The organism is Companilactobacillus sp. FL22-3 (assembly GCF_054881455.1).
This window is the reverse complement of record NZ_JBTYYZ010000005.1, coordinates 18031-33964: the sequence shown is the minus strand read 5'-3', so window position 1 is coordinate 33964 and position 15934 is coordinate 18031. Positions and strand designations below refer to the sequence as shown.

Here is a 15934-nt window from a genome sequence, read left to right as displayed (position 1 = left end):
AATACCCCTTCTTTTGTTTAGTCTAATAACAATTTAAGGATAGCCTAAAATCAAAAAGCTGTCCAATTCTAAGCCCGTTTTTGAACCAGAAGTAATTTTGATCACACTATGAATCGTTTCTTTTTTCTAATTAGACAACAAAAAACCCTTCAATTCCATATTAGAATTAAAGGGTAGACATTTTGTTAATACTGTAAAAATTACTTACCAGCTTTGTTGGTCATGATTTCGTCAATCAAACCATAATCTTTCGCTTCTTGAGCTGTCATGTAGTTATCACGATCAGTATCTTTTTGAAGTGTTTCAAAGGTTTGACCAGAGTTATCAGCCAAAATGTGGTTCAATCTCTTTCTTGTCTTCAAGATCTCTTGGGCAGCAATTTCAATTTCTGTTTGTTGACCTTGAGCGCCACCAAGTGGTTGATGAATTAGGACAGTTGAATTTGGTAGGGCAAAACGTTTGCCTTTAGTACCTGATGACAACAAGACACTGGCCATTGAAGCAGCCATACCTGTAGCAATTGTTTGAACATCAGATTTAACAAAATTCATTGTATCCATGATAGCTAATCCGTCGGTAACTGAACCACCGGGTGAGTTGATGTACATGGAAATATCCTTATCAGAATCTTGAGCATCTAGGAAGAGTAATTCAGCGATGACAGTATTTGCCATTTGGCTGTTAACCTCACCAGATAACATGATGATTCTATCTTTTAATAATCTTGAGTAAATATCATAGGCACGTTCGCCACGTGAACTTTGTTCAATAACTGTAGGAACTAACATTTAGATGCCTCCTGTTTTTAATTAGCACTCTTAATAGCACAGTGCTAATTTAGCATACTATCAGAAAAGGGTCAACAAACTAAGCTCAATAAATAAAAATAGTTATCAAATTGATTGTTCTAGACGATTTTGTCTAAACTGAGATTTGATTTTTGACCAAATTAGATGAAATCCGTATGCGGAGATAAATGATAATACCCAGGTTAGGATATAGCAAGCAAAAATGGCTAATAATGGATTGATTGCGGTTAGATTTTTTCCACCCAGACGCCAGATTACTTGTAACCAGAAAACATTGGAGAGATAAGCACGATAGGCATAGGTTGCCAAAAAGTGAAAGATAGGTAGAGCTTTGGAGTTGGTGTTGATGTGGTGAATCGCCAAAGCAGCAATCAAACCTATTACAGTTAGCGCATAGAGTGTCATTGATGGTTTGTAATAGGGAGCATTCGTTAATTTGACAGGGAAGCCAAAACTAAACAGCTCGTGATTGGTCCAATAATAAACTGCCAGGATAATAATAATGAGGAACGGCGTGGATTTTTTTATAAAGGTTTCAAATTCTTTACGAAACATCCAAGCTAAAACGCCGAATACTCCATAAATAATAAAACTAATAAAAATTCGGTCTAGTAAATACCAGTCTTGCTCGTGAGGTCCATGGAATACTTGTATGTCGTAGAAATAAATCCAGGCGGCAAAGAAGATAACAGTCAATGAAACCGCAACAAGACCTTGCTTAGGACCATTTCTAACCCAATGTGCTAAGGCCCAGAAGAAAGGCATCAAAAGGATGAATTGTAGCATCATGGTGTTATACCACAAGTGAGGAGCGGCATTACCATTGATGAAATTCCAAAAGAAAGTTCCGATACTATTAAAAGGCCGTATCTGTTGAACACTTGGAAAAATCAAAAGATAAGTTAATGTCCACCAAATCGTAGGTACAAAAAGAGCAGACCATTGTTTACGGAAATATCCACCATAATCCTTCCATGTGTTTTGGTTAGTAGTTCTAGTCGTCGTGTATAAAATACCAAAAATAAAGGCTGGGGCAGTGAACTTGACCAGATTATAAAGGAATCCAATCGTTGTTTGATCACTAGAACTAGGGTTGGTCGATAAAACCAAACTGAGTACAGTCTGCATCATTACAGCAGTACAAGCGAAGACCTTCATATAGTCACCTATATCAGCCGAACTTGTAACGCCTTTGTGTTTATTCATTTGTAAATCTCCTTTTGTAAAATTGTGAGATCAACAAAAGGAAACGCTTAAAGTCAATATAATCTCATCCAAAATAAAAATCAACTAAATTTTTAATTCCGATCTTTGAAAATTTAGAAAAATCATAATCAATTCATTACTGATCTCCCGTTGAATTCCATTTATTTTCTGATGAGGAGAACTGAGATAAATAGTTCTTTGTAGTGGCTCAGGTGTCAGGCGGGCTAACTGAACTTTCTGTTGAATCGTCTGCCATGTCACAGAGGGGATGAAACTAAGACCGATACCTGCCTCGATCAGTCCACGAACGGTAGCTGGGTCATCTGCCTCATACATGTAATCAAGCGTAATATCTCGTTTGTTGAAATATTTATCAATTGTGACACGTAGTGGATTCTTTTTTGATAATCCAATTAGTTTTTCGCCTTTTAATTGTGAGGGCTGAATAAATTGTTGACTGTAACCGTAATTGATATTCCAACCGACAAAAATCTCCTCCTTTAATACCGGAACGTTAGTCAATCCCTGTAACGGGCCACTGGTAATGATGAAGTCAAATTGTTTAAAATCAGTTTCCCTAACGTTATGTTGCGCAATCGTTAATCTAACGTTAGGGAATTTTTGTTTAAAGTTAGTAACAATCGTGGGTATAAAAGGTGAAGCTACTTCCATGAGTAGAGAAATTGGTTGTTCTGATTTATCCGGTCCACCTTTAACGGCCGTGATACCACGGTCCAATTCTTCTAAACTGTCGTTGACATAACTATAAAATAATTTTCCGGAACGATTCAGTTTCAAAGTACGTCCAGTCCGATCAAAAAGTTTTGTGCCAAGTTCATCTTCTAATTGTTTAATCATTTTACTTACGGCGGGTTGTGAGACAAAAAGAATATTGGAGGCTTTTGTGATACTCTCTTGATTTGCTACAACTACAAAGTATTTCAATTGATTGATATTCAAATTATCACCTCATATATAACTAAATGGTTAAGTATATTGCTTTATATATATTATACATGTTATGAATGGTTTTCTATACTGACCTTGTGAGATCAATAAGAAGGATTTGATGGAGGTGATCAATTATCAGAACTTTATGGATATTTCCAGGTCAAGGTGGTCAACGACCAGGAATGCTTGAAAAAGTTCCACAAGCTTTGATCGACCAAGTCAAGATTTTGACAGGAGTCGAATTAACTGATGATGTTACGGCATATCAAGATTCAATTCAAATTCAATTAGGAATCTTGATTTTACAACTGTTTAATGTTCGTCAGTTAAAGAAAATTCATCAACGACCTGATGCTGTGGCCGGTCATTCATTAGGAATATTTGCAGCAGCAGTTGCCGCGGATGTTATTAGCGAAGCGGATGCTATTAAGATTGTTTACATTCGTTCGAAAAAGATGCAAGAATCTTATCCCACTGGTTATGGCATGGGGGCAATCGTTGGGTTAACTAGAAAAGAAGTTTCGGCTTTAGTTGACCAAGTCAATATTGCCGAGGCCCCCGTTTTTACATCGAATCAGAATTCAGAATTACAAACTGTTATTTCTGGCTCGATTACAAGTATCAAGAAAGTCTTGAATTTAGCAAAAAAGCATAGTGCTCAAAAAACAGTTCTTTTAAAAGTACCAGTTCCATCACACTCTCCTTTAATGCAATCCGTAGCAGATATTTTGGAAACAGAATTATCAAAGTTATCGTTGCATGATCCCAGCTGCACCTATTTGACTAATTATAATGGTCATGCGGTCCGCAGAGTTGATGGTGTTAAGTATGATATGATCAATAATCTTGTTCACCCTGTCTATTGGGATACGATGATGAACGTTGCTCAGGAATTAGGAGTTGATACTTCTATAGAGCTACAACCTGGGCAAACATTTACCAAGTTGGTCAAAAGTAAGTTCCCCGACTTTAGGACGATCACCATGGATAATATGAATTTAGATGATATTGAATTTTTGTTAGAAAAATGGAAAAGAGGATAATCGATGGCTAAAAGAAGTTGGACTCAAAATCGTGATGCAAAAGCAGCTAAAATGGCTAGTATTTCGTCAATCTTAGATGGTAAGTTCGTAAAAACAGAAAATGCTAAAGAATTATTGGAAAGTGTACTTAAACCTGGCGATAAGGTCGTACTGGAAGGAGATAATCAGAAACAAGCTAGTTTTCTATCACAAACTTTAGCTTCTGTGGATCCTGAAAAAGTTCATGATCTTCATATGATCATGTCAAGTGTTTCACGCCCAGAACATTTGGATATTTTTGAAACAGGTATTGCAAAGAAACTTGATTTCTCATTTGCCGGTCCTCAAAGTACCCGAATTTCACAGATGATTGCAGATGGGACAATGGAAATTGGTGATATCCATACCTATTTGGAGTTATACGCACGGTTGTATGTTGATCTGATTCCCAACGTTGTACTGGTTGCTGCTGACAAAGTTGACCGTGAAGGGAATCTTTACACTGGTGCAAATACGGAAGAGACACCAGTTATCGTTGAATCAGCCGCTTTCAAGGATGGTATCGTAATCGTTCAAGCAAATGAGATTGTTGACAAAGTACCTAGAGTAGATATTCCTGGGGATTGGATAGACATTGTTGTTCCTGCAGATGAACCATATCAATTGGAACCATTATTCACTCGTGATCCTCAAAATATCTCAGAATTACAAATTTTAATGGGTATGATGGCGATTCGCGGTATTTATGAGAAACACAATGTACAAACAGTTAACCATGGAGTTGGTTTTAATACTGCCGCAATTGAATTGTTATTACCTACATATGGTGAACAATTAGGCTTGAAAGGTAAGATTGTTCCCAATTGGGAGGTAAATCCTACTCCTACTTTAATTCCAGCAATCGAAAGTGGTTGGGTCAAAACTATCCACAGTTTCGGTGGAGAAGTTGGAATGGAGAATTATATCGCTCATCGTCCAGATATTTTCTTTGTTGGTAAAGATGGAACGATGCGTTCAAACCGTGCATTTGGACAAATGGCTGGTCAATATGCTTTAGACATGTTTGTTGGTTCAACTTTACAAATCGATCGTTTTGGTAATTCCTCAACGGTAACAAACGGTCGTCTATCTGGATTTGGTGGTGCTCCTAATATGGGTAGTAATCCTACTGGTCGGCGTCATTCAACTCCGGCTTGGCAAAGCTTACGTCCCGACGATGATCCACTAGGTAAAGGTAAGAAATTAGTTGTACAAATGGTTGAAACCTTTGGTTCAAATAAAAAGCCAGTCTTTGTAGATCATTTGGATGCTGAAGAAGTTAGAAAAGAAGCTAAATTAGCTAATGTTCCAATCATGATTTATAGCGAGGACACGACACATATTGTTACCGAAGAAGGCATTGCTTATCTTTATAAGACCAATAGTATGGCTGAAAGACAAGCTGCTATTGAGGCAATTGCAGGCGTCACACCGGTTGGTTTGAGAAGCAATCCTAAACAGTTAGCTGATTTACGTAAGCGTGGTATCGTGGCTCTTCCAGAAGATCTCGATGTTCATCGTAGTGAGGCTAAGAGATCACTTTTAGCAGCTCAAAACATGGATGATCTAGTTAAGTGGTCTGATGGTCTATACAATCCGCCAGCTAAATTCAGAAGTTGGTCATAAATTAAATGATAGAAACAGAATTATTACAGGTTGCCCATAAAGCGGTACAGTCTTTAAAATGGGAAGTCTCTTTTTCACCGAAGCCAGGTTTAGTTGATACTTGGTCTAACGGTTCTCATACTGATATGAATATAGAATTATTTTATAAATCAGCCGATAGCTTAGAAAATGGTTTTACAGATATGGCATCAATGGCTTATTTACAGCCCATTGATCTTAAATTGCGTGAAACTATTGGACACCTGGGGAGAATAACCGAGCAAGAGATGTTTAAGGCTACAGCCGGCATTAATACCCACAAAGGTGCTATTTGGAGTTTAGGGCTTTTGATCAGTGCTATCAGTAGTCAACAGACAACGGATTTAACAACCATTTTGAAAAGTGCCAAAAAGTTAGCACAATTGCCTGATAAATTTATTCCAATGTCAAATAAGACGCACGGAATGATAACCAAGCAAAAGTACGCCTTAAGCGGAGCTCGGGGAGAGGCACAAGCCGGTTTTCCAAATATTTCAAAGATTTTGGCTTATCGGCCAACGGAGGATGATTTTGAGACTTGGATGAGAAGATTGTTGATCCTATATAGCAATGTGAATGATACCAACATTGTTTATCGAAGCGATTTGTCAGTACTACGTGCATTTCAAAATTTGTCAAAGCAAGTAGTCTGTGATCCTAAACCAGTACTGGATAATCCGAAATTTGTAGAATTAGAGAATTTTACTAGGAGTTATAACATTTCACCAGGTGGATGTGCAGATTTATTTGCTGCAAGTTATTTTTTAAAACATTTGTAATAGAAACGGAGATAAAAATGGAAAAATTACATTTTAACTTCGACACTAAAGAAACTATTTCTCACCCTGTACACGTGGGTGTCGTAGCTTCTGGTGATCTCGAAGTTATTCTTAGACCAACAGATAAAGAAACAGAAGTTAATATTGTAACTGGAAGTGATGGATTTAAAGAAGTTTGGGGAAATGTTTTGAAACGCTTCTTTGACCGTTATCCAATTCAAGCTAACATTGAGATCAACGACTTTGGTTCAACTCCAGGTGTTGTTAATCTACGCTTAACACAAGCATTGGAGGAACTAAAAGATGAAAAATAGTTTTGTTGAATTACACGCACGCGAACGTGCACTTTCATTATTAGATGATGACACTTCCAAAGAGTTGGTTGGACCATTAGATGACATGATTTCTCCACATTTGGAACCTCAAAATATTGTTCCTGAAAGTGACGATGGGATTGTATTGATGAAAGGTCAAATCAATGGAAATAATGTTTTAATTGTCTCTATCGAAGGTAAATTCCAAGGCGGTGGTATCGGTGAAGTCAGTGGTGCTAAAATCGTTGCAGCACTTGAAAAAGCATTAGCCGATAATCAGGCAGGTAAGACAATCTATCCAATCATCGTACTAGATACCGGTGGAGTTCGTTTACAAGAGGCCAACTATGGTTTATTGTCAATTTCAGAAATTCAAAACGTTGTTATTGCGTTGAAGAAATATGTTCCTGTTATTGGGTTAATTCCAGGACGTGTTGGTTCATTTGGCGGAATGTCAATCACAGCATCAATTCTGTCTTACTTAATAACGACGAATAAAGCTAGAATTGGTTTGAATGGACCGGAGGTTATTGAACAAGAGGCTGGCGTTCGTGAATTTGATTCTAGCGATAAAGACCTAATTTGGAATACCTTGGGTACTAGACAACGTCTCGCTACCGGATTAGTTGATGAAGTGGTTGATGACACTGTTGATGCAATCAAGGCCTCAGTTCTTAATGAAATCGAAAGTAAAAAAGATGCTCATCGAACTGAAAAGGTTGACTTTTATTTGAGCCTATTGGATCAACTTGATTTAACTAAAAAATTGAATATTAAGAATTACGATAAGCTGTATCAAAATATCAATGTGAAAAAGCATGAGATTGCAGAAGCAAAAAGTGGTTCCAAGGCTGGAACTAAGAGTCGTGGACGTCTCTGGTTTGAAAAATTAACTGGTATAAAAAATGCTACTAGCCCAGTTTCAACTGTTTTACATGCTGAAAAAGATGGTAAAGAATATATTGCCATCGTTCCAGATGCAGATAATGACTTTCCACGAGTTAGAAATGGTGAAGTTGGATTGCAAGAAGGTTTTGCGGTGGCTAGTGTTGTTAATGAAATTGTTAATGAAGACAAGAATAAAACAGTTAAGCGTCCAATTATATTAATTGTTGATGTACCTAGTCAGGCTTATGGATACCAAGAAGAATTGATTGGTATTCATGTGGCTCTTGGTTCTAGTGCGGCAGCCTACGCTAAGGCAAGACAGGCTGGACATCCGGTAATTTCCTTTATTCCAGGGGATGCTGTTTCAGGTGGATTCCTAGCTCATGGCCTGCAATCTAACCGTTTGATTGCGCTTGACGATGATTCTATTACTATTCAAGCTATGTCAAAAGCTAGTGCTGCTAGAATCACACAACGGACAATTGCTGAATTAGAGGAAGCTACAAAACACGTTCCAGCAATGGCGTACGATATTGATAATTATGAGAAGCTAGGAGCTTTATACAAACTTGTCAAAGGAATTGGTTCATGGGATGCAACCGAAGAGAATGTTGCTAAGATAAGAACAATTTTGGATGAAGCAATCCAAAGTACGATTGATCAACCAACTAACTTGCACTTCCGTTATGAGACCCCAATTGCTAAGGAAAGTGGTCGTAAGGCTACTATACAAGTACGTAAGTTAGTGGATGAACAATGGTAAAAATAGAACCGCATGATCTTTTGCAAATTGGTTCGATTAATGACTTATCAGATAAAAAATTACCACAGTGGGCTACTGACGTATTTCCTAAATCTTTAACAGTGGTCGTTCGAAGAAGCCCTATTATATCTGGAGAAATTCCTGTGGGAATCCGTGGCCCTAAAAGAGAACAACGTTTTGGTAGTTATTTAGAAATCACAAAAGTACACAAAGTCACTACGCCATATGAATTGGCTCGAATGGAGAAGTGGAATGAATTGACCTCTGAGAGGCAGAAATTACCAGCAGTTAAGGCTCTACCACAAATTAATATGATTTTGCAGGGTTATCACTGGGGTATTGGTGGCAGTGTTGGTTTTGAACTAGCTACTAAAACGATTACGGCTAAAGAAACTAGCGACTTAGATTTGATTTGGAAGCCGATGACACCAATCACTAAATCGAATGCTAAAGAATTGTTGCACTCATTAAACCAATTTGATGTTCATGTAGATTTGCAAGTAATCCAGGAAAATGATGGGTTCTCCTTAGAAGAGTATGCAAATAGTTCATCATCGGTGATGATTAAAACACTAGGAGATCCAATATTGGTAAAAGATCCCTGGATAAAAAGATAGGCCTCGGTCTATTTTTTTTGGAGGCCAATAGATGAATTTTGAAACAAGCGATGGTGTAAAATTAAATTATCGAGTAATGGGTAACGGACAACCAGTTGTCTTGATAGAAGGTTTTGGTGGATATCAGGAAATTTGGCAGTCACAGGTTGAATACTTATTGCAGATGAATTGCCAAGTTATTACCTATGATCATCGTAATCATGGACAATCTGAACGTACCAAGAAGAATTTGACCATCAAACAGTTAACAAAAGATTTGGCCGATTTGATCGCATACTTACATTTAAATAAACCGATTTTAATTGGTCACTCGATGGGAGGAAGCGTATGCTACTCATATCTTAAATCCTTTTCAAATGTTAAGAGTATTCTTGCAGTTGATCAGTCTCCCAAAATGTTAAATGATTACGATTGGAAATTTGGCTTTGAGGATATTACAGCCTCTAATTTTTCTCAAAAATTAACCAAAAAAGACAGTGTTCATGAGACCTTACATGGACTGAATAACCGAGTAGCTTTAAAGCTGAATCAGGTAAAAGGTCAGTATCCATTTGATCGTCGTAGCAATTTACCCTTATTGTTCGATCACGTTCAAAAAGATTGGCGCAAATCACTTTTAGATACAGAAGTACAATTGACATTAGTAGTTGCTAAACTTAGTCCTTATTTTGATTATCACTTTGCAAGTCGACTTGTAGAAAATAATCAAAATATCAAATCGGTAGTTCTTGATAATTGTGGCCATGATATTATGGCAGAGATTCCTGACGTATTTAATCAAACTTTACGTCATTTCATATTTAGTAGTTTAAAAAAATAAAAGAAGAGAATATTTCAACTGTAAAAGCCGAAGTATTCTCTTCTTTTGTATAGATAATATTCTGATAAAAGAATTGTATAAATTAAATTGCTGTTTTATCAACACTTTATGTTGAGGCCTTGTGAAACAATTATGCGCCATGCGGGAGTCGAACCCGCATTTCAGGAACCGGAATCCTGCGTGCGATCCATTACACTAACAGCGCCTTACTCTTAATATTCTATCGCATCTATATATGAAATGTAAATCATCAAAAAAATAATATTTATTTGAACTTTTACTACCATATGACTTGATATTTTCACAAGACAGTTTATACTATTAGTTGTGCTTAAGAGATGAGAATATTCATCCGGGCTTTTATTTTTTGAGTACATGGGTCGTAAACAGACATACAGGGACGATAGTTGTCCCATGGAGTATATCAAATGACTAATAATGAAGATTTAGAATTGCTGGATTTAGTTGCCCCAGACTTCATTAAGACTCTGGAAAAGCGATTTAAAATACTTCAGAGTATCTCATTAATGGAGCCGGTCGGGCGCAGAGTGTTAGCTGAAGATCTTAACATCACTGAACGTGGTTTAAGAACTGAGACCGATCTACTGAAGAAACAGGGATTACTTCTTTCTTCAAAGTCTGGTATGTCATTAACCAGAGCAGGTAGCGATGCCGTAGTTCGGTTGACCGAGGTCTTGGCTGATTATCAAGGAACGGCTCTCTTGGAGAAACAATTGAGTCAGAAATTGGGAATCAGTCGTTGTATCGTGTTGCCTGGCAACGCTGATAAGCAATATCGAGTGATTGATTCATTTGGTAGAAGACTTAATCAGCTGCTAGGTTCGATTTTACCAACAGGGCAGTCAATGATTTCTGTCACTGGAGGAAGTACTCTAGCACGAGTAGCAAGAAATCTTTCACCTGATTTATCGAAGAACCGCCAGCTGATTTTTTTACCAGCACGTGGTGGAGTAGGTGAGTCTGTAACGATTCAAGCTAATAGTGTCTGTGCTGAAATGGCGTTGAAGACGCAGGGCCAGTACCGGGCAATGTATCTTCCCGAAGACATTAGTGAAAAAAGTTTTGAATCTTTGCAAAAAGAGACTTCAATTAAGTCGGTTCTTGAACTAATATATAGAAGTAATGTTGTGATTCACAGCATTGGCACGGCAAGTATTATGGCTGAAAGAAGAAATCTTTCAGCTGAGGAGCAGGCAACGATCGATAATGGTCGAGCTGTTTCAGAAGCTTTTGGAGATTTTTTCGATGAAAGTGGTAAACTTGTGTATAAGGTACCTAGGATTGGACTTCATGTCCGGGACCTTGATAAAATAGAAAATGTGATTGCGATTGCTGGCGGTCAAAGTAAGGCTAAGGCAATTCAGTCATATATGAAAAACGCACCGCATCATACGGTTCTGATAACCGATGAGGGTGCCTCAAAGCTGATTTTAAGGGATAACCCTTTAAAATAATATTTTTTTGATTTCCTGAAGGAGGAATTTTTGTATGACTACAAAAGTTGGTATTAATGGATTTGGCCGTATCGGTCGTTTGGCATTCCGCCGTATCGCTGCACTTCAAGCAGCTGGCAAGACAGATTTGGAAGTTGTTGCAATTAACGATTTAACTTCACCTGCTATGCTTGCTCACCTATTGAAGTATGATACAGCTCATGGTAACTTCGAAATTGACAAGATCACTGCTGAAGATTCAGCTATCGTTGTTGACGGTAAGAAGATCCCTGTATATGCTGAAATGAACGCTGCAGACCTTAAATGGGTTGCTAACGACGGTGTTGATATCGTTCTTGAATGTACTGGTTTCTACACATCAACAGAAAAGGCACAAGCTCACATCGACGCTGGTGCAAAACGTGTATTGATCTCAGCTCCATCAGGTAACATGCCTACAGTTGTTTATGGTGTTAACGATGACATCCTAACAAACGACGTTAAGATCGCTTCAGCTGGTTCATGTACAACTAACTGTCTTGCACCTCTAGCAAATGCCGTAAACAAAGAATTCGGTATCAAAGCTGGTACAATGACAACTATCCATGCTTACACAGCTACTCAAAAACTTCAAGATGGTCCAGAACGTAAAGGTAACGTACGTGCTGCACGTGCTGCTGCTGCTAACATCATCCCTCATTCAACTGGTGCTGCTAAGGCCCTAGGTCTAGTTGTTCCTGACTTGAAAGGTAAGCTTGATGGACATGCACAACGTGTACCAGTTATCACAGGTTCAGTTACAGAATTAGTTGCAACTCTTAACAAAGAAGTTACAGTTGACGAAGTAAATGCTGCAATCAAGAAGTATACAGAAAACAACCCTTCATTCGGTTACAACGATGATGAAATCGTATCTTCAGATGTTATCGGTACATCATTCGGTTCAATCTTTGACCCAACACAAACACAAATCGTTGGTTCAGGCGATGGACAAGTTGTAAAGACTGTTGCTTGGTATGACAACGAATCAGGATTTACTGCACAAATGGTTCGTACACTTGAAAAATTTGCTAGCTTAGACTAATTATTGGTTTAAATTAGTATCTAATTTAAGATAAAACCTAATTTAGTGTGATTTAAATTGGCGGAGGGAGGAAAACTCCTTCCGCCTTTTTTTAAGGAAAATATTGGAGGATTTATTTACAATGGCTAAACTTATTGTTTCTGACGTTGACGTAAAAGGCAAAAAAGTCTTGATGCGTGTTGATTTCAACGTTCCTATTAAAGATGGTGTTGTTGGTGACACAAACCGTATCGTCGGTGCTATCCCAACAATCAAGTATGTTTCAGAACACGGTGGAAAGGTTATCTTGCTTTCTCACTTGGGTCGTATCAAGAGTGATGAAGACAAGAAAGCTTTGTCATTGAAGCCAGTTGCTGCTAAGCTTCAAGAATTAAGCGGTATGCCTGTAGAGTTCGTACCTGTTAACGAAGGTAAAGAACTTGAAGATGCTATTAACAATCTTAAAGACGGTCAAATCCTATTGATGGAAAACACTCGTTTCCAAGATATCGATAACGACTTCGGCAAACGTGAAAGCAAGAACGATCCTAAACTTGGCGAATACTGGGCATCACTTGGTGACGTATTTATCAACGATGCTTTTGGTACAGCCCACAGAAGCCATGCTTCAAACGTTGGTATCTCAACAGCTATGAAGGCTGCTGGTAAGCCAGTTGCTGCTGGTTTCTTGATGGAAAAGGAAATCAAGTTCTTAGGTAACGCCGTTGACAATCCTGTACACCCATTCGTAACAATTCTTGGTGGTGCAAAGGTTTCAGATAAGATCGGTGTTATTGAAAACTTAATTCCAAAATCAGACCACATCTTAATCGGTGGTGGTATGGCTTATACATTCCTAGCTGCTCAAGGCCACAAGATTGGTAAGTCACTATTCGAAGCAGATAAAGTTGAACTAGCTAAGGACCTCCTTCAAAAAGCTGGCGACAAGATCGTGCTTCCTGTAGACCACATCGTTGCTAAAGAATTCTCAAACGATGCAGAAGCAACAACTACAGATGGTGTTGATATTCCTGATGACGAAATGGCTCTTGATATCGGACCTAAGACAGTTAAATTGTTCCAAGACACTCTAAAGGGTGCAAAGACTGTTGTATGGAATGGACCAATGGGTGCATTCGAAATGAGCAAGTTTGCTGAAGGTACACTTGAAGTTGGACGTGCTATGGGTAACTTGACAGATGCTATCACAATTGTTGGTGGTGGTGACTCAACTGCTGCTGCTAAGAGTCTTGGTATTGCTGACAAGCTAACACACATCTCAACTGGTGGTGGTGCTTCACTAGAATACCTAGAAGGTAAGACATTACCAGGTATTGACTCAATTTCAGATAAATAATTATTTTTCAGAGGAGAATTAATTTTATGCGTACACCTATTATTGCGGGTAACTGGAAGATGAACAAGAATCCTAAGGAAACCCAAGAATTTTTAGACGGTATCAAAGGTAAATTGCCAGAATCAGGCGTAGAAACTATTATCGGTGCTCCAGCTATTGACCTTACAACACTTGTTGCAGGTGCTGAAGGTACACCTTTAAAGACTGCTGCTGAAAACTCATACTTTGAAGATGCTGGTGCCTTTACTGGTGAAACTTCACCTAAAGCACTTGATGAAATGGGCGTTGATTATGTAATCATCGGTCACTCAGAAAGAAGACAATACTTCAAAGAAACTGACGAAGACATCAACAAGAAAGCTAAGGCTATCTTGAAGAACAACATGTTGCCAATCATCTGCTGTGGTGAAACTCTTGAACAACGTGAAGCTGGCAAGGCTGAAGACTGGGTAACTGGTCAAATCGAAGCTGCTGTTAAAGGCATTTCTGCTGACGATTTAGCTAAATCAGTTATCGCTTACGAACCAATCTGGGCTATCGGTACTGGTAAGACTGCTACTGCTGACCAAGCACAAGAAATGGTTCACGTAATCCGTGAAAAGGTTGCTAGTCTATACGATGCTGACACAGCTGACAAAGTACGTATTCTTTACGGTGGTTCTGTAAAACCTGCTAACGTTAAAGAATTAATGGCTAAAGAAGATATTGATGGTGGACTTGTTGGTGGTGCATCAATGGAACCAGAATCATTCATCGCTTTAGCAAACTTCAATAAATAATAACTTTTATGTTAGATATTTATTTTAAGAGCCAAAAAGGTTAAAATTAGTTTGTATTAAAATCATAAAGGAGATTTTTAAAATATGTCTGTAATTACTGATATTTTAGGCCGTGAAGTTCTTGATTCACGTGGTAACCCAACTGTTGAAGTTGAACTATATACTGAACTAGGTGGCTTCGGCCGCGCACTTGTTCCTTCAGGTGCTTCAACTGGTGAACACGAAGCTGTTGAATTACGTGATGGCGACAAATCACGTTTCGGTGGTAAGGGTGTTCTTAAAGCCGTTGCTAACGTAAACGATAAGATTGCTAAAAAGGTTATTGGTATGGACGTTACTGACCAACGTGCCATTGACCAAGCTATGATCGACCTTGACGGTACACCAAACAAAGGTACTCTTGGTGCTAACGCTATCCTTGGTGTTTCATTGGCTGCTGCACGTGCTGCTGCTGACGAATTAGGTCTTCCATTGTACGAATACCTTGGTGGTCCTAATGCTCACGTATTGCCAACACCTATGATGAACGTTATCAATGGTGGTAAGCATGCTGACAACAACGTTGACTTCCAAGAATTCATGATCTTGCCTGTTGGTGCAAAATCAATGCGTGAAGCCGTACGTATGGGTGCAGAAACATTCCACTCACTTAAAGCTGTTCTTGAAAGCCGTGGCTTGAACACAGCTGTTGGTGACGAAGGTGGTTTCGCTCCTGACCTTGAAAACAACGAAGCTCCTTTCAAGATTTTGGTTGAAGCTATTGAAAAAGCTGGTTACAAACCTGGCGAAGATGTTGCTATTGGTTTTGACTGTGCTTCATCAGAATTCTACAATGCTGAAACTAAGAAGTACGAACTAAAGGGTGAAGGCGAAAATGGTGCTGTTCTTTCAGCAGACGAATTTATCGACTTGCTTGATGGTATCGTAAACAAATACCCAGTTGTTACAATCGAAGATCCTATCGACGAAAACGAATGGGAAGACTGGCAAAAAGTTACTGCTAAACTTGGTAAGAAAGTACAACTTGTTGGTGATGACTTGTTCGTTACAAACACAGACTACTTGAAGAAGGGTATTGAAATGGGAGTTTCAAACTCAATCCTTATCAAGCTTAACCAAATCGGTACACTTACAGAAACATTCGAAGCTATCGAAATGGCTAAAGAAGCTGGCTTTACAGCCGTTGTTTCACACCGTTCAGGTGAAACAGAAGATACAACAATTGCTGACCTTGTTGTTGCTACAAACGCAGGTCAAATCAAGACTGGTTCAATGAGCCGTACAGACCGTATTGCTAAATATAACCAATTGATGAGAATTGAAGATCAACTTGGCGACCAAGCTGAATTCAAGGGTATCAAGAGTTTCTACAACTTGAACAAATAATTACAAATAAGTGATTGATTAAAACAGCCTTTGGGCTGTTTTT

The 15934-nt window shown here is 38.5% G+C and carries 15 protein-coding genes and 1 tRNA gene; 12 read left to right on the top strand and 4 right to left on the bottom strand.

Translation table 11 applies throughout. From position 1 onward, the window contains the following. Window positions 1-200: 200 nt before the first annotated feature. From ACYT32_RS05685 to ACYT32_RS05675, 3 genes are all read right to left on the bottom strand, one after another. Entirely contained in the window at window positions 201-788 is a 588-nt protein-coding gene (locus ACYT32_RS05685) for an ATP-dependent Clp protease proteolytic subunit (RefSeq protein ID WP_395265076.1), read from the bottom strand. A 105-nt stretch (window positions 789-893) separates the two neighbouring features. Beyond that, a complete protein-coding gene (locus tag ACYT32_RS05680) occupies window positions 894-2015 on the bottom strand; it encodes an acyltransferase (protein WP_395265075.1) in 1122 nt (373 codons plus the stop codon). An 84-nt stretch (window positions 2016-2099) separates the two neighbouring features. Then, the gene (locus ACYT32_RS05675; RefSeq protein ID WP_395265074.1) at window positions 2100-2975 is read right to left on the bottom strand and encodes a LysR family transcriptional regulator; all 876 of its coding nucleotides are present in this window, start codon (window positions 2973-2975) and stop codon (window positions 2100-2102) included. A gap of 122 nt (window positions 2976-3097) precedes the next feature. Here ACYT32_RS05675 and ACYT32_RS05670 point away from each other — a divergent pair, with 122 nt between their 5' ends. Genes ACYT32_RS05670 through ACYT32_RS05640 form a run of 7 tightly spaced genes read left to right on the top strand, consistent with a single transcriptional unit; the run spans window position 3098 to window position 9852 of the window. Next, the gene (locus ACYT32_RS05670; protein WP_395265241.1) at window positions 3098-4009 is read left to right on the top strand and encodes an ACP S-malonyltransferase; all 912 of its coding nucleotides are present in this window, start codon (window positions 3098-3100) and stop codon (window positions 4007-4009) included. Between the two features lie 3 nt (window positions 4010-4012). Continuing rightward, complete coding sequence (gene mdcA, locus ACYT32_RS05665; RefSeq protein ID WP_395265072.1) at window positions 4013-5653, top strand: malonate decarboxylase subunit alpha; 1641 nt, start codon at window positions 4013-4015, stop codon at window positions 5651-5653. Between the two features lie 5 nt (window positions 5654-5658). Beyond that, the gene (locus tag ACYT32_RS05660; RefSeq protein WP_395265071.1) at window positions 5659-6450 is read left to right on the top strand and encodes a triphosphoribosyl-dephospho-CoA synthase; all 792 of its coding nucleotides are present in this window, start codon (window positions 5659-5661) and stop codon (window positions 6448-6450) included. A gap of 17 nt (window positions 6451-6467) precedes the next feature. Then, window positions 6468-6764, top strand: a complete 297-nt coding sequence (locus ACYT32_RS05655) for a malonate decarboxylase subunit delta (RefSeq protein ID WP_395265070.1) — start codon at window positions 6468-6470, stop codon at window positions 6762-6764. Then, window positions 6754-8415, top strand: coding sequence for a biotin-independent malonate decarboxylase subunit beta (gene mdcD, locus ACYT32_RS05650; protein ID WP_395265069.1), 1662 nt, complete (start codon window positions 6754-6756; stop codon window positions 8413-8415). Before ACYT32_RS05655 ends, mdcD begins: the two co-directional genes overlap by 11 nt. Continuing rightward, complete coding sequence (locus tag ACYT32_RS05645) at window positions 8409-9032, top strand: malonate decarboxylase holo-ACP synthase (protein WP_395265068.1); 624 nt, start codon at window positions 8409-8411, stop codon at window positions 9030-9032. Before mdcD ends, ACYT32_RS05645 begins: the two co-directional genes overlap by 7 nt. Before the next feature lie 31 nt (window positions 9033-9063). Beyond that, window positions 9064-9852, top strand: coding sequence for an alpha/beta fold hydrolase (locus ACYT32_RS05640; RefSeq protein ID WP_395265067.1), 789 nt, complete (start codon window positions 9064-9066; stop codon window positions 9850-9852). A 133-nt stretch (window positions 9853-9985) separates the two neighbouring features. Here ACYT32_RS05640 and ACYT32_RS05635 read toward each other — a convergent pair. Further along, window positions 9986-10057 (bottom strand) — tRNA-Arg (locus tag ACYT32_RS05635). A 223-nt stretch (window positions 10058-10280) separates the two neighbouring features. On the opposite strand from ACYT32_RS05635, the gene ACYT32_RS05630 reads away from it, so the two are divergent. The 5 genes from ACYT32_RS05630 to eno all read left to right on the top strand — a co-directional run bounded on the left by ACYT32_RS05630 (window position 10281) and on the right by eno (window position 15891). After that, window positions 10281-11327 (top strand): sugar-binding transcriptional regulator, encoded by a 1047-nt coding sequence (locus ACYT32_RS05630; protein ID WP_395265066.1) that lies wholly within the window; start codon window positions 10281-10283, stop codon window positions 11325-11327. A gap of 34 nt (window positions 11328-11361) precedes the next feature. Further along, entirely contained in the window at window positions 11362-12390 is a 1029-nt protein-coding gene (gene gap / locus ACYT32_RS05625) for a type I glyceraldehyde-3-phosphate dehydrogenase (protein WP_395265065.1), read from the top strand. 121 nt (window positions 12391-12511) lie between these two features. Next, window positions 12512-13726 carry a phosphoglycerate kinase gene (locus tag ACYT32_RS05620; protein ID WP_395265064.1) on the top strand — a complete coding sequence of 405 codons (1215 nt, stop codon included), beginning with the start codon at window positions 12512-12514 and terminating at the stop codon, window positions 13724-13726. A 26-nt stretch (window positions 13727-13752) separates the two neighbouring features. After that, complete coding sequence (gene tpiA, locus ACYT32_RS05615; RefSeq protein WP_395265063.1) at window positions 13753-14505, top strand: triose-phosphate isomerase; 753 nt, start codon at window positions 13753-13755, stop codon at window positions 14503-14505. Between the two features lie 84 nt (window positions 14506-14589). Further along, the gene (gene eno, locus ACYT32_RS05610; protein WP_395265062.1) at window positions 14590-15891 is read left to right on the top strand and encodes a phosphopyruvate hydratase; all 1302 of its coding nucleotides are present in this window, start codon (window positions 14590-14592) and stop codon (window positions 15889-15891) included. Window positions 15892-15934 lie beyond the last annotated feature (43 nt).

What these genes read in the sequence shown, in the direction of transcription:
- ACYT32_RS05685 (WP_395265076.1), bottom strand. Translation starts at nt 788, where the DNA reads ATGTTAGTTCCTACAGTTATTGAACAAAGTTCACGTGGCGAACGTGCC.
- ACYT32_RS05680 (WP_395265075.1), bottom strand. Translation starts at nt 2,015, where the DNA reads ATGAATAAACACAAAGGCGTTACAAGTTCGGCTGATATAGGTGACTAT.
- mdcA (WP_395265072.1), top strand. Translation starts at nt 4,013, where the DNA reads ATGGCTAAAAGAAGTTGGACTCAAAATCGTGATGCAAAAGCAGCTAAA.
- ACYT32_RS05660 (WP_395265071.1), top strand. Translation starts at nt 5,659, where the DNA reads ATGATAGAAACAGAATTATTACAGGTTGCCCATAAAGCGGTACAGTCT.
- ACYT32_RS05655 (WP_395265070.1), top strand. Translation starts at nt 6,468, where the DNA reads ATGGAAAAATTACATTTTAACTTCGACACTAAAGAAACTATTTCTCAC.
- mdcD (WP_395265069.1), top strand. Translation starts at nt 6,754, where the DNA reads ATGAAAAATAGTTTTGTTGAATTACACGCACGCGAACGTGCACTTTCA.
- ACYT32_RS05645 (WP_395265068.1), top strand. Translation starts at nt 8,409, where the DNA reads ATGGTAAAAATAGAACCGCATGATCTTTTGCAAATTGGTTCGATTAAT.
- ACYT32_RS05640 (WP_395265067.1), top strand. Translation starts at nt 9,064, where the DNA reads ATGAATTTTGAAACAAGCGATGGTGTAAAATTAAATTATCGAGTAATG.
- ACYT32_RS05630 (WP_395265066.1), top strand. Translation starts at nt 10,281, where the DNA reads ATGACTAATAATGAAGATTTAGAATTGCTGGATTTAGTTGCCCCAGAC.
- gap (WP_395265065.1), top strand. Translation starts at nt 11,362, where the DNA reads ATGACTACAAAAGTTGGTATTAATGGATTTGGCCGTATCGGTCGTTTG.
- ACYT32_RS05620 (WP_395265064.1), top strand. Translation starts at nt 12,512, where the DNA reads ATGGCTAAACTTATTGTTTCTGACGTTGACGTAAAAGGCAAAAAAGTC.
- tpiA (WP_395265063.1), top strand. Translation starts at nt 13,753, where the DNA reads ATGCGTACACCTATTATTGCGGGTAACTGGAAGATGAACAAGAATCCT.
- eno (WP_395265062.1), top strand. Translation starts at nt 14,590, where the DNA reads ATGTCTGTAATTACTGATATTTTAGGCCGTGAAGTTCTTGATTCACGT.